This window comes from Pseudoalteromonas sp. S1609, from assembly GCF_005887255.1.
In the GTDB taxonomy this organism is placed as follows: Bacteria; Pseudomonadota; Gammaproteobacteria; order Enterobacterales; family Alteromonadaceae; genus Pseudoalteromonas.
On the sequence record NZ_PNDJ01000112.1, the window covers coordinates 1 to 459 of the forward strand.

The window sequence follows — 459 nt, forward strand, 5'->3', positions numbered from 1 at the left end:
CGCTCAACACGAACTATGGCGCTTACTGAAGCCGGTATGGCTTACTATGAGCGTTGCCGAGTTATTACCGAGCAGGCTAATGCTGCCAATCAACAAATAGAAAATATAAAAAGTGAGCCCCAAGGATTATTAAAAATTAGTTGCCCGGTTAATGCGGGGATGCAATTAATAGTGCCTGCAATTAATACCTTTAAGCGCCAATACCCCAAAATTGATATAGATTTACAGCTAACTGATGATGTGGTGGATATTATTAAACACGGATTTGATTTTGCAATTAGAGGAGTTGCGCTGCGCGATTCAAACCTACAGGCAACGAAGTTAACCACAATGAGTACCTGTATTTGTGGCGCGCCTGATTATTTTTCGCATTATGGCAAGCCTACTACGCCCGATGAATTAGCACAGCACCAGTGGGTGGTTTATCAGCTAGGGAGCAAAACCTTGACCTTGCAAAAA

The 459-nt window shown here is 42.7% G+C and carries 1 protein-coding gene; it reads left to right on the plus strand.

The genetic code is table 11. The annotated features are described in order from the left end of the window. The coding region (locus CWB76_RS18895; protein WP_249363198.1) for a LysR family transcriptional regulator at positions 1–459 on the plus strand (459 nt) is incomplete at both ends.